Origin of the sequence: Rothia sp. L_38 (assembly GCF_050689125.1) — a bacterium.
GTDB lineage: Bacteria > Actinomycetota > Actinomycetes > Actinomycetales > Micrococcaceae > Rothia.
This window is the reverse complement of the sequence record NZ_JBOEQD010000002.1, coordinates 178,389-191,071: the sequence shown is the minus strand read 5'-3', so window position 1 is coordinate 191,071 and position 12,683 is coordinate 178,389. Positions and strand designations below refer to the sequence as shown.

10 protein-coding genes are annotated in these 12,683 nt (G+C 62.3%); 7 read left to right on the top strand and 3 right to left on the bottom strand.

Annotation, left to right across the window (positions count from 1 at the left end; all coding sequences use genetic code 11):
* The first annotated feature begins 2 nt into the window (after positions 1-2).
* Together purQ and purL are read left to right on the top strand one after the other, a co-directional pair.
* Complete coding sequence (gene purQ / locus ACRCJM_RS02125; protein WP_431463629.1) at positions 3-812, top strand: phosphoribosylformylglycinamidine synthase subunit PurQ; 810 nt, start codon at positions 3-5, stop codon at positions 810-812.
* A 25-nt stretch (positions 813-837) separates the two neighbouring features.
* Complete coding sequence (gene purL / locus ACRCJM_RS02120; RefSeq protein WP_431463628.1) at positions 838-3,156, top strand: phosphoribosylformylglycinamidine synthase subunit PurL; 2,319 nt, start codon at positions 838-840, stop codon at positions 3,154-3,156.
* Positions 3,157-3,320: 164 nt separating this feature from the next.
* Here purL and ACRCJM_RS02115 read toward each other — a convergent pair whose 3' ends face one another.
* Together ACRCJM_RS02115 and ACRCJM_RS02110 are read right to left on the bottom strand one after the other, a co-directional pair.
* On the bottom strand, positions 3,321-4,217 hold the full coding sequence (locus tag ACRCJM_RS02115; RefSeq protein ID WP_431463627.1) for a hypothetical protein: 897 nt from the start codon (positions 4,215-4,217) through the stop codon (positions 3,321-3,323).
* A gap of 225 nt (positions 4,218-4,442) precedes the next feature.
* Positions 4,443-5,060, bottom strand: a complete 618-nt coding sequence (locus ACRCJM_RS02110; protein ID WP_431463626.1) for a TetR/AcrR family transcriptional regulator — start codon at positions 5,058-5,060, stop codon at positions 4,443-4,445.
* Positions 5,061-5,169: 109 nt separating this feature from the next.
* Here ACRCJM_RS02110 and ACRCJM_RS02105 point away from each other — a divergent pair, with 109 nt between their 5' ends.
* Positions 5,170-6,267 (top strand): YhgE/Pip domain-containing protein, encoded by a 1,098-nt coding sequence (locus ACRCJM_RS02105; RefSeq protein ID WP_431463625.1) that lies wholly within the window; start codon positions 5,170-5,172, stop codon positions 6,265-6,267.
* A gap of 200 nt (positions 6,268-6,467) precedes the next feature.
* On the opposite strand, the gene ACRCJM_RS02100 is transcribed toward ACRCJM_RS02105, so the two are convergent.
* Positions 6,468-7,124 (bottom strand): heme oxygenase (biliverdin-producing), encoded by a 657-nt coding sequence (locus ACRCJM_RS02100; RefSeq protein WP_431463624.1) that lies wholly within the window; start codon positions 7,122-7,124, stop codon positions 6,468-6,470.
* Between the two features lie 200 nt (positions 7,125-7,324).
* On the opposite strand from ACRCJM_RS02100, the gene ACRCJM_RS02095 reads away from it, so the two are divergent.
* From ACRCJM_RS02095 to ACRCJM_RS02080, 4 genes are all read left to right on the top strand, one after another.
* The gene (locus tag ACRCJM_RS02095) at positions 7,325-9,505 is read left to right on the top strand and encodes an HtaA domain-containing protein (protein WP_431463623.1); all 2,181 of its coding nucleotides are present in this window, start codon (positions 7,325-7,327) and stop codon (positions 9,503-9,505) included.
* A gap of 71 nt (positions 9,506-9,576) precedes the next feature.
* On the top strand, positions 9,577-10,791 hold the full coding sequence (locus tag ACRCJM_RS02090; protein WP_431463622.1) for a heme/hemin ABC transporter substrate-binding protein: 1,215 nt from the start codon (positions 9,577-9,579) through the stop codon (positions 10,789-10,791).
* 27 nt (positions 10,792-10,818) lie between these two features.
* Positions 10,819-11,832, top strand: coding sequence for a FecCD family ABC transporter permease (locus ACRCJM_RS02085; protein WP_431463695.1), 1,014 nt, complete (start codon positions 10,819-10,821; stop codon positions 11,830-11,832).
* On the top strand, positions 11,829-12,605 hold the full coding sequence (locus ACRCJM_RS02080) for a heme ABC transporter ATP-binding protein (RefSeq protein WP_431463621.1): 777 nt from the start codon (positions 11,829-11,831) through the stop codon (positions 12,603-12,605). Before ACRCJM_RS02085 ends, ACRCJM_RS02080 begins: the two co-directional genes overlap by 4 nt.
* Positions 12,606-12,683: the final 78 nt, after the last annotated feature.

Sequence of the window (12,683 nt, the reverse complement as noted above, 5' to 3'; positions counted from 1 at the left end):
ACGTGGCAGAATCCCTCGCAGCAACCGAAGTTCCCCTGGTGGGCGACTTCTCTCAGAACACTCCCGATGCCGCCCTGGCCGATGTGCGCGTTGGCGTCATCACTTTCCCCGGCACTCTGGACGACCGCGACGCCTCCCGCGCCGTCCGACTAGCTGGTGGCACCCCCGTACCGCTGTGGCACGATGAAGCAGCTCTACACGATGTAGACGCTGTAATTGTGCCCGGCGGTTTTTCGTATGGTGACTACCTGCGCGCAGGCGCTATCGCAGCGAAGGCCCCGGTCATGAGCAAGGTCGTTGAGGCAGCTAGCGCCGCTGGCACCTCGGGTTCCGCTCCCCTGCCGGTGCTCGGCATCTGCAACGGTTTCCAGATTCTGACCGAAACCCACCTGCTACCCGGCTCCATGATCAAGAACGATCACCGCAAGTTCACCTGCCGCGATCAGACCCTGCGCGTTGAGACCAACCAGACTGCCTGGACCGGCGACTTCGAAGCGGGCCAGAACATCGTGGTCCCCCTCAAGAACCAGGACGGCCAGTACGTTGCCGACGCCAAGACCCTTGAGGTGCTTGAAGCTGAAGGCCGCGTGGTCTTCCGCTACGTGGACGTTAACCCCAACGGCTCTCGCAACGACATTGCCGGCATTGCCAACGAGCGCGGTAACGTCGTGGGCCTCATGCCCCACCCCGAGCACGCCGTCGAACCCGGCTTCGGCCCCTCGTCCTCAGGTTTTGGCACCGTGGGTCTGCGCGACGGCGCGGACGGCCTGGGCGTCTTCACCTCCGTACTCAACCAGCTGGTTTCGGTCTAAACGCCTCGCATAAGGAATAAGAATTTTGAGCGAAAAGAAGTTTAACCTCGATACCGTTGAGCACGCCGTTGCCACCCCCGACACCGAGCTGCCCTGGGCTGAGCTGGGTCTGAAGGAAAACGAGTTCGAGGACATCAAGAAGATTCTCGGCCGCCGCCCCACCGCAGCCGAGCTGGCCATGTACTCGGTCATGTGGTCAGAGCACTGCTCCTACAAGTCCTCCAAGGTTCACCTCAAGCAGTTCGGTGCCAAGGTCACCGACGAGATGAAGAAGGACCTCATGGTTGGTATCGGCGAGAACGCCGGTGTGACCAACATTGGCAACGGCTGGGCCGTGACCTTCAAGATCGAGTCCCACAACCACCCCTCCTATGTTGAGCCCTACCAGGGTGCAGCGACCGGCGTGGGCGGTATCGTGCGTGACATTATCTCGATGGGTGCCCGCCCCGTGGCCGTCATGGACCCCCTGCGTTTCGGTGCCATCGACCACCCCGACACCGCCCGCGTCCTACCCGGCGTTGTGTCTGGTGTTGGCGGCTACGGCAACTCCCTGGGCCTGCCCAACATCGGCGGCGAAGTTGAGTTTGACGAGTGCTACCAGGCCAACCCCCTGGTCAACGCTCTGGCTGTGGGCATCATGCGCCACGAGGACATCCGCACCGCAAACGCCTCGGGTACCGGCAACAAGGTGATCCTCTTTGGCGCCCGCACCGGTGGCGACGGTATTGGCGGCGCTTCCGTTCTGGCCTCTGAGTCCTTCGACGACACCAAGCCCTCCAAGCGCCCCGCCGTGCAGGTGGGCGACCCCTTCGCTGAGAAGGTGCTGATTGAGTGTTGCCTGGAACTCTTCAAGAACTCCATCGTTGAGGGCATTCAGGACCTCGGCGCCGCAGGCATCTCCTGCGCCACCTCCGAGCTGGCCTCCAACGGCGACGGCGGTATGCACGTCGACCTGACCAAGGTTCTGCTGCGCGACCCCACCCTGACCCCGGGCGAGATTCTCATGTCTGAGTCCCAGGAGCGCATGATGGCGGTTGTGACCCCCGAGAACCTGAGCCGCTTCGAATACATCATGAAGAAGTGGGACGTCGAGTACTCCATCCTGGGTGAGGTTACCGGCTCCGGCCGCCTGACCATCGAGTGGCAGGGCGAGATTATCGTCGATGTGGACCCCAAGACCGTCGCTCACGACGGCCCCACCTACGAGCGTCCTTACGCCCGCCCCGAGTGGCAGGACGCCCTGCAGGCCGACAAGTTCACCGGTTCTAGCGCGGACGACGCCCGCCCCACCGGCGCTGAGCTGGGCGAGGCTATCAAGGCGTTTATGGCTGCCCCCAATATGTGCTCCAAGTCCTGGATTACGAACCAGTACGACCGCTACGTTCAGGGCAACACTGCCCTGTCGATGCCCGATGACTCCGGCGTGATTCGCGTGGACGAAGAGACCGGCCTGGGTGTTGCCCTGGCGACCGACTCTAACCCCCGCTTCACCAAGCTCGACCCCTATGAGGGTGCGAAGGCGTCCCTGGCTGAGGCCTACCGCAACGTCGCTACCGTGGGTGCCCGCCCCGTGGCTGTCTCTGACTGCCTGAACTTCGGTTCCCCCGAGGACCCGGACATCATGTGGCAGTTCGCTGAGGCCGTGCGCGGTATCGCCGACGGCTGTATGGAACTGGGCGTACCCGTGACCGGCGGTAACGTCTCCCTCTACAACCAGACCGGTGGCAAGGCCATTAACCCCACCCCCGTGGTTGCCATGATGGGTGTGATGGACGACGTCACCCGCCGCACCCCCTCCGGCTGGGCTCCTGAGCATGACGGCCAGGCCCTCTACCTGCTGGGCACTACCCGCGACGAGCTGGACGGCTCCGAGTGGGCCCGTTTCAAGGGCCACCTGGGCGGCCTGCCCCCCAAGGTTGACCTGGCTGCCGAGAAGCTGCTGGGCGACATGCTGGTGAACATGAGCCGTGACGGCATGATTGATGCCGCCCACGATGTTTCTGCAGGTGGCCTGGCTGCTGCCCTGGTTGAGGGTTGCCTGCGCTTTGGCGTCGGTGCCCGTGTTGGCCTGGGTGAGGTTGCTGAGCGCGACGGTATCGACTTCTTCACCCTGCTCTTCTCTGAGTCCCTGGGCCGCGTGGTTGTATCTGTGCCCCGCTCCGAGGAGGTTCGCTTCAAGGACATGTGCACCGCCCGCGACTACCCCTTCGCCCGTATCGGCGTGGTCGATGCCGCCTCTAACGCCCTGGACATTCAGGGTGAGGTCGCTATCAACCTGGACGAGCTGCGCGAGGCTCACGAGGGTACCCTCGCCCGCCACTTCGGCGAGGTTGCCCCCAGCTAGCCTCTAGCTACACGGTGTAAGGACGCCGCCGCGCCTCTGCCCTGCCCCACGGCAGGTAAGGTGCGTGGCGGCGTCCTTTTGTCTTAGCCTGTGCAGGTTTCTTGGGCTGTGTGCAGAGAAAACCCTGCACACAGCCCAAGAAACCTGCACACCTCCAGCCTGGCTCACCGGACGCCTGCCTCCCACAGCCGTTGCCGGAGAGTAGCAGGGTGCGACATCAGCTCCTTCCAGCGCGTACGCACCACCTTCCAGCCAGCCATCTCTAATTCGCGATGCCGCCGATGTTCCGCCTGAACCACATCGTCAGCGCGGCCATAGACTCCCGAATACTTCACCTCACCGTCGACCTCAAGCATGACCCCCAACTCAGGCCAAGCGAAGTCAGCACGGTAGACACGGCCATAGTGGGTGAATACCTCGAACTGCTCCTGAGGTAGAGGCAGATTCCACTCATAAATAAGGTCGCGCGCGATCGTCTCAGCAGGAGAATCTGCTAAAGCGCTCAGTCTCTGCCCCACGGCAAGCGCAGCTCCACCCGCCTCAGTCAGAGCAGTACGTGCCGACGCTACAGATATAACACCCTGCCGCAGAAAATAATCACCAATCACCAGCGCCTCAACGCGAGGTAGAGATAGGGCCACATCGCGCAGAGTTTGCCCCGGAGCAGCAACAGAAGCCCCTACTACCAGTTGAGCCTCGCGAACTACGTCCGTACGTCCGCGATGCGCTGTTACTGAAGGGCGGTGCTGTACAGAAGCCGACGCAAAACTCATATGCACCTTGTGAGGTAGGGTTAGGAGCGGAGCTCCTAACCAAAGCGCAGCCGACTGGTGACTCAGCACCCCGCTCGGCACCGTTTTGATATGCGCGGCGTGGTGGGCTATGCATCTCTGGCGAGTGCCCCACTGGTTCCATATAGAGGTCTCAATATAGATCCCCTGCTTGATTTTGGTGTAGTAACCAGACCTAAAACGGGTCGAAGCTACAGAGGGGCTTACACCGATATCTTGTAAATCTTTAAGGCAGCGCACCTGCTGGTAAATCTCTGCAACATCATTCATAAGGGCAGTGTCACCGACCCCGTTCACCTCTTGCAAGGGGTGTGAACATCGCAGGCTCTTTTGGTTCACAAACAGGTCATATAGCAGCCAGGCCTGTGGATAAGTCGGGTGCGTTAGCGTGGCAGTTACCGACCCGGGGAGCGTCCTTCTTTCTTAACCCTGTGCAGGGTTCTTGGGCTGTGTGCAGAGAAAACCCTGCACACAGCCCAAGAAACCTGCCCAGACCTATGCTCCTTCCCCCAGCGCTTCCAGGGCACTGTTGGGCAGGACGTCCGCGAGCACGTTCATCACGATTGTGCTGTAGAGCTGGGAGAAGCTATCAAGGCGCACAAAGAACTCGTCCTCGCTCAAATCAGCGAGTGAAGCGATAGACCCCAGCAGCCCGTTGATAAGGAAGGTGTGGGTGACTAGGAGCAGGTCGGGGTCGCTACCGTCACCGCGCAATAGCCCCTGTTCAATCCACATAGCGCGCACGGTGGCCCTGAATCTGTCAGAGGCTTCAGCCTGGGGGCTACTTGCCAGCTGGCGGGCTAGGTAGCGGATAAGGTCAAGGTTCTCATCGTAGAAGGCCCGCACCGTGCTACTGCTCAAATCGTGGCTCGCGATAAGCCGCACGATACCGCGGAACTTTTCGGTAGTCAGCCGCTGGTTTTCTGCTTCAGCGCGCACCGCGGCGAGGTTTTCAAAGTGGTAATAGAAGGTGGTGCGGTTACACCCAGCACGTTTGAGAATCTGGTCGACGGCGATGTCGGGGAAGGCTCGCTCAGCTGCTAGTGCCCAGTAGGCTTCGGTGATGCGCTGACGGGCGCCGGGTTGGGCTGAGTCTTTGCGAGGACGGGCCATGGTCTCCTCCTAAAAAATGCAACAAAGTGTTGTACTAAGTCTAATTTAGCCCGGGCGGGGTGATTTTAGGATTAAATACAACAAGTTGTTGCATTAGAAAGGCACAGACATGGCAGGCTCAACAGTCGCCACTGACTCACACACCCAAACCTCCAGCCCCAAACGCTGGATTCTCCCCCTTCTCGCCCCGATTATCGGCCTGCTGGTCGCCGACCTCATAGTGACCCCCATGCTGGGAGCTAAGGCAGAAAACCTGCCGGTAGCTATCGTCAATGCAGATTCAGGTATCACCCTACCGACTGGTGAAACCATCAACGCCGGAGCCCAGGCAGTTGAAAATCTCACCTCCGCTGACCAGCAGGTTCTTGACTTCACCCTGGTCACTAGCGGCCAGTCGGCCGAGGAACTCCTTGAGGACGAGGGCTACTACGCCGTTCTTGAAATTCCAGCTGACTTCTCTCAGGCTGCCGCAGCAGCACAGGCTGGAGGCGGCGAGGCGTCCGCACTTACCGCTACCGTAGACCAGTCCAAGACTATGATGGGCGTGCAAACCGCAACCAACGCCCTGACCGCCATGAGCCAGAACTCGCCGGTGGCTATCAATGTGACCACCATAAACAAGATTCCCACCGAGTGGGGTTTTGCTGGCAGCTTCGCCCCCATGATGCTCTTTATTGGCACCTTCATCAGTTCACTGGTGTCGTCCATCCTGCTTGCCGGATCCCACTCCGTTTCTAAGGCTCGCGGCACCACAGCTTGGGTGAACGCTGGTCTGCAGGTAGTTTATGGGGCCGCAGCAGCACTGCTGGTTGGCTTCGGCGCAACCTGGCTAGTGCAGTCTATTACTGGCTTTGAGCTGCCCTTCACAGAACTGGCCCTCTTCTTGAGCGCCCTATCTGCTGGTTATATTGCCCTGACCACCGGCTTCCTTGACCTACTGGGCACTAAGGGCGTGGCCCTATCGGCCCTCACCATGCTGCTGGGCACTGCGACTCTCAGCATCCCCCGCCAGTTCCTGCCGACCTTCTGGAGCGAGTGGATTTACCCCTGGATTCCCGCCCGTTTCGCAGGGCAGGGAGCACGCGACATCCTCTACGCCGGCGAAGCCTGGCTGAACTCCAACACCGGCGCCTTCTTCTGGATGGTAGCCATCGGTCTGGCCCTCATTGCGGTAGCAGCCCTTAAGAACCGCGCCCCAAGGAGCTAGCCGCCTAGCCCACACTATTACCGCTCAGCAACACCCAGAGCGCACCCAAGGACGCCTGCCCCGGCTCACGCAAGCCGGGGCAGGCGTCCTTTTGCTCTAGTCCCTCTAGTCCCGTGCAGGGTTCTTGGGCTGTGTGCAGAGAAAACCCTGCACACAGCCCAAGAAACCTGCACACAGCATGGAGGCCCCTAGCTACACGCCTATGAGACTAGGCTCTCACCCAGCTGCGCGAACACACGGGTGTTGCAGTCGAACCCAGCTAGAGTCTCATCAACCAGGGCGTCACGCTGGGCGTCCGTCAGCGGGGCATCGTCCAGAAGACCCCGGTAGGAGTCCTTGAATACCTTGGGCTTCGGGAGTGCCTCAAACCGGTACATACTCAGAGCCTCAGCGGGCACACCGTAGTGCCGGGCGACCAGGGCAGCCACGGCCTGCCCGCCCGACAGATCACCCAGGTAGCGCAGGTAGTGGTGGGCCAAGAAGCGTTCGGGGGCGGACGCCGTCGCGCGGATAGCTGCCGCATAGTCAGCGGTTGCCGGTAAGGGCTGGTCACTGGTGGGGCCGCCCAGTTCAGCTAGGTCAGCCTTGATAGAAGCAAGCCGATCAAGGCCCTCGAGCACGAAGGGTTCGGTGATGGGGTTGGGGTGGGCGCGGAAGCCGGCTGCTACTTCTTCGAGGGCCTCATACATATAGACGTACTGGGTCAGCAGCATGCGGTAGGCCTTACGGTCGAGCTTGCCGCCCATCAGGTCGGCCATGAAGCTGGAGTGTTCTGCCTGCTCGTGGCGGGCAGCGGTTTCTGCCTTAAGGCGGGCTGAGAAGGTAGGACGCTCGGTGTCGGCGAGAGCGGTAGTCATGGGGTCCTCCTTGGTTGAGGGCTAGATTAACACTATTTATTGACAGACTGTCACCAAGAAAGAATTAAATCAAGTACTTGTAACCTATTTTTATTAGGCTTGCCTTAATGCTAGTTTAGGCATGCCCTTAAATTTAATAAGGCAGGGCATGTTACGAAATGTGCCCACCCCTACACCACATAGTTTTCACGAGGATGCCCATGTCTCCCCAGCACAGCGCCCGGCGCTCCTGCGCCCTCCTAGCCACCGCCGCACTCACCCTGTCAGGCATGACCCTAGCCACCGCGTCCGTAGCCGACGCAGCGGACGCCACCAGCAGCACCGTCGCTGCCGCGTCCGCAACTCACGTCGCCAGCAATGCCCAGCTGACCTGGTCGCTCAAGGACTCCTTCATCCGCTACGTCACCGGCGCTTTTGCCGGTGGTAGCGTCGAGGTAACCGGTGGCCCCAGCTTCAACGGCTCCGCCTTCTCCTGGCAGGGGGCCGAGGGCGAGTTCACCGGTGCAAACGGAACCATCAACTACCCCGGGACTATCCACTTCACCGCCCATAAGGGTGAACTTGATATCACCTACGCCAACCTCAAGCTGGTTATCAACGGTACTCAGGGCACCCTGGTAGCTGATGTGAAGTCCAAGGGCTACAACGGATCCCCCGATATCGATGCCACCAACGTCCACTTCGCTACCGTAGACCTTTCTGGCGTCACTTTCAGCAACGGCACCGTATCAGCCACTGCCGCTCCCGTTACTCTCACCGCCGACGGCGCAGCAGCCTTCGCCGGTTTCTACAAGGCAGGCGAGGTTCTGTCTCCGCTCACTTTCTCGGCTGACCTGGCTGAAAAGCCCGCAGAGACCCCGGCCCCCACGCCCACACCCGAGCCCACCACTGACGGCGTCACCAACGCAGCGGGCACCGTCACCTGGGGTATCAAGGATTCCTTCCTCAACTACCTGATTGCCCAGAACGCTGTTACTCCCGGCGAAAACACCAGCCTTGAAGGCAATAACTTCGTCTTTGCCGGTGCCGCCGCCCAGAAGACCGAGACCGGCTACTCCATCACCGTGCCAGGTAGCTTCTCTCTGGTCGCCCATGGCGGGGTACTGAATATCAATCTGCACAGCTTCCGCGTTGTTACCGACAGGAATCAGGGTTACATCTACGCCACCGGCACCTCGGCCAACACCGGCGAAATTACCGATCAGCCCATCGCCAGCTTCGATGCGAGCGCCCTGACCACCGATGCCGAGGGCAATCTGCTCCTGAGTGGTGTAACCACCTACGCCACCGGGCATGCGGCGACCATTTTTGGGGCCCGCTACGCTGAAGGCCTGGAGTTTGACCCCCTCTACCTGCGCGTGGCTGCGCCGGTTGTTGAGGACGCTCCCGCCCCGGCTCCCAGCGAAACCCCGGCTCCTGCTCCGAGTGAGTCCCCTGCACCGAGCCCGTCCGCAGAGCCCACCGCCCAGCCGACCGTGGCCCCCTCAGCCCAGCCTTCTGCTGACCCGACGGCAGCCCCCTCTATCCAGCCGACCGCTGAGCCGACCGTCGTTCCCTCAGCCCAGCCCTCTACTAACCCTGCTGACCCGGCGCCCCAGTGCGTGCCGGTGACCGTGACCGAAACCGTGCCCGGCGCAACCACTACTCAGGCTGACGGGACCGTCTCAGCTGCTACTTTCGACTGGGGTGTGCGTTCTTCCTTCCGTAACTACATTGGTGGCGGTATCGCTAAGGGTGGCTGGGAACTGAGCGGCGTTACCTACGCTAACCAGGCCTTTGGCTGGTCCAACGGTACAGGCACCTACGCTAACGGCAAGGGCTCTGTGGCTTTCGAGGGCTCTGTCCGTTTCACCGGCCACGGCGGCACCTTGAACACTCTGATGGCTAACCCCCGCCTTGAGATCAACGGTTCTACCGGCACCCTCTACCTGTCGGTCACCTCTAACGACATGAACGGCACTGCAACTAACTACGGCGAGGTTGCTTTTGCCACGGTCGATACCTCTTCCCTCGCCCTTAATGGCTCAACCATCTCCCTCTCCGGTGCTTCAGCGACCCTGACCGAGGTCGGCGCTGCTGCCTTCGCTGGCTTCTACCAGGCAGGTGAAGCCCTTGACCCCATTAGCTTCACCGGAACCTTGGGCAAGCAGTCGGTCACCGGTGCTTCTCAGACTATTGAGAAGACCCAGTACGTCTCTCAGAATGGCGCTAACTGCGATGCCCTGAACGCCGAAGCAGATCGCAAGGCTGAGGCTGCCCGCGCTGCCGCCCAGGGTGGCAAGCTGGCGAACACCGGCGCTTCAGTCGGTGCCCTTGTTGCTGTGGGCGCCGCCCTGCTGGCTGCTGGTGCTGTGGTGGTAGCCCGCCGCCGCGCGTCCTAATTCTCCCTTCGCCGGGTGGGAGCCGGAATGTACCCGGTTCCCACCCCCTTTCTTTCTCTCAGGAGGTTCTGGTGCTCACGCGCTCTTTTTCTTCTCTGCCCCTGCGCCGGGGTTTTTCTGTTCTGAGTGCGGCCCTGGTTCTGGCGGTGACAGCCTGCTCAGGGTCAGCAGATAGCGGGGCGGACGCCGCCACCACGGGCCCGCAGACAGGGGCAGCTTCGTCATCGGTTGAGGGTCTGGCAGAGTCATCGGCAACGGCCGGGGGTATTGAAGCGGCAGAGAATGAAGAGGTGCACCGCACCGCCCTGCAGCAGGCCGAGGACTACCTGAAAGCCCACGCTGTAGAGAACCCCAAGAGTCTTGCTGGCCTAGCCACAGCGGCGTCCGTACCCGATGTGCTGCCGATTGAGAACCCGCAGGCCCCGCAGCTGCCGGTGACCGTCACTGATTTTCAGGGCACCGAGGTGACCGTGACCAGTGCCGACCGTATTCTGGCCCTGGATATGTACGGCACCCTAGCCCAGACTGTCGTCGCTTTGGGGCTGGGTGACAACCTGGTAGGCCGGGTCACGTCTTCGACCGAAACGACCCTGGCAGACCTGCCCCTGGTGACCCAGAACGGCCACGATATTTCGGCTGAGGCGGTTCTTTCTCTCGCCCCGACCGTGGTGCTCATGGACACCACCAACGGCCCCCTCGAAATTACCGAGCAGCTGCGCTCCGCCGGGGTGACCGTGGTGCATTTTGACCCCTCGCGTTCCCTGAACCAGGTAGTGCCGCAGATTGAGGCGGTTGCGCAGGCTCTAGGCGTTCCGGACGCCGGTGCCCAGCTGGGTGCCCGGGTGCAGGCTGAGATTGATTCGGCGCTGGCTACCATTGCAGAGGTAGCCCCGCAGGATTCGGCGCAGAAGGTGGGCATGGCCTTCCTCTATGTGCGCGGAACCGCTGGCGTCTTCTTCATTCTGGGGGACGGCACCGGGGCTGACGAACTCATCACCGCCCTGGGCGGGCGTGATGTGGCCAGCGAAGGCGGGGCGGCAGGCACCGTACCCGCCAATGCTGAGGCCCTCTCGCGGGCTAACCCCGACCTGATTCTGACCATGACCGGCGGGGTAGAATCCACCGGCGGTATCGAGGCCTTCTTCGCTCGACCCGGCGTAGCTGAAACCACGGCCGGGGCCAACCAGCGCGTGGTTGATATGGCCGACGGCCAGATCCTCTCGTTCGGGCCGAACAGTGCCGCGGTACTCCTGTCACTGGCCACCGCTATCTATACCCAGCAGTAGGTTCTCGTGCAGGTACGTTCTTCTACCCTGGTCACCGTCTTCACCGCGCTCCCCCTGCTCCTGGTAGGCACAGTGCTGGTTTCTGCAAGTCTGGGCCAGTTCGAGATTCCCCTACCCCAGGTTGCCGGGGGTATCCTGCGCAACCTGGGGCTGGCGTCCGCCGACCCTGCCATGCAGCTGGCAGACGCCACCCTCTGGAATATCCGCCTACCCCGCATTCTGCTGGGGCTACTGGTGGGTGCCGCCTTGGGGGCGTCCGGCGCCCTGATGCAGGCGGTCTTCGGCAACCCGCTGGCCGAGCCGGGCGTCATCGGCATTTCAGCCGGGGCTGCGGTGGGGGCCTGCGGGGCTATCGTGCTGGGGCTGAATGCCCTGGGCATGTTCACCGTGCCCCTCTGCGCTTTCGCCTGTGCACTAGCCACCACCGCCTTGGTGTATCTCTTCTCCCGTTCCGGCGGGCGGGCAGAGGTACTGTCGATGATTCTGACCGGCATTGCCGTAACCGCCGTGGCTAACGCCCTGATTGCCCTGATGGTCTTTATCGCCGACGACGCCAGTCGCGACCAGATTATCTTCTGGCAGATGGGCTCCCTGAACGGGGCGACCTGGGCGGCGGTAGCCACCAGTGTCCCGATTGTGGGTGTCGGTATTATCGGTAGCTTTCTCTTGGCCCGGCAGCTCAACCTGCTCGCCCTGGGTGAGCGGGCCGCTGCCCACTCGGGTGTTCATGTAGAGCGCCTACGCCTGGCAGCCATCGTCTGCACCGCCCTGCTCACCGGGGCCGCGGTCGCCTACGCGGGCATTATCGCTTTTGTGGGTCTGATTGTGCCGCATCTGCTCCGCATGGTGGTGGGGCCCTCCAACCGGGTGCTGCTACCCGCCTCGGCCCTGGGCGGTGCCCTGCTCATTGCAGCCTCCGACCTCGCCGCCCGCACCCTGGTGAGCTTCGCCGACCTGCCTATCGGCATCTTCACCGCCCTGGTGGGCGGCCCCACTTTCTTTATTCTGCTCCGCCGAACCCTAACCAAGGGGGCCCTGTGACCGCACCTTTACTCGTCGCCGATTCGGTCAGCTACCGGGTGAACGGGCGGCAGATTCTGCACGATGTTTCCCTCGATGTCGCTCCCGGAGAGGTGCTGGCCCTTATCGGCCCCAACGGGGCAGGAAAATCCACCCTGCTTTCCCTACTGGCAGGGGATGCTGCCCCCAGCTCGGGGCAGGTTACCCTGGGCGGACGTCCGCTGGCAGACTACCGGCCGGTAGAGCTGGCCCGCACCCGGGCTATGCTGCTGCAGCACACCTCGGTAGCCTTCTCCTACACCGTGCAGCAGGTGGTCCAGATGGGCAGGGCCCCCTGGCGGGGCACCGAGCAGGCCCAGCAGGATCACGAGATTGTCGCCGCCGCCCTTGCCGACACCGATACCGGGCACCTGGCAGGCAGGGACGTCCGCACCCTCTCGGGCGGCGAAGCCGGCCGCACCCACTTAGCCCGGGTCTTTGCCCAGCGCACTCCCCTGCTCCTGCTCGACGAGCCCACTGCCGCTCTCGATATTCTGCACCAGGAGCAGACCCTCACCCGCGCCTGCGCCTACGCCCGGCAGGGGGCGGCTGTGGTGGTGGTCCTCCACGATCTCGATGTTGCGGCCTCTTATTCTGACCGGCTGGTGCTTCTTGCTCAGGGGCAGGTGGTGGCGCAAGGACGCCCGCAGCAGGTCTGCACCGCCGAGCGGCTCAGCGCGGTCTACGGCCACCCCATTGAGGTGCTCACCCACCCGGTGACCGGGCGCCTGCTGGTGCTTCCTGCCCGCGACTGAGGCCGTTTTCATCCTTGAGACGGACGTGTACCCTCGGCTTCTCCCACTAGACTGGTTACTACCCTGACCAGCCCGACG

What these genes read in the sequence shown, in the direction of transcription:
- ACRCJM_RS02095 (WP_431463623.1), top strand. Translation starts at nt 7,325, where the DNA reads ATGTCTCCCCAGCACAGCGCCCGGCGCTCCTGCGCCCTCCTAGCCACC.
- ACRCJM_RS02110 (WP_431463626.1), bottom strand. Translation starts at nt 5,060, where the DNA reads ATGGCCCGTCCTCGCAAAGACTCAGCCCAACCCGGCGCCCGTCAGCGC.
- ACRCJM_RS02115 (WP_431463627.1), bottom strand. Translation starts at nt 4,217, where the DNA reads ATGAATGATGTTGCAGAGATTTACCAGCAGGTGCGCTGCCTTAAAGAT.
- ACRCJM_RS02105 (WP_431463625.1), top strand. Translation starts at nt 5,170, where the DNA reads ATGGCAGGCTCAACAGTCGCCACTGACTCACACACCCAAACCTCCAGC.
- ACRCJM_RS02100 (WP_431463624.1), bottom strand. Translation starts at nt 7,124, where the DNA reads ATGACTACCGCTCTCGCCGACACCGAGCGTCCTACCTTCTCAGCCCGC.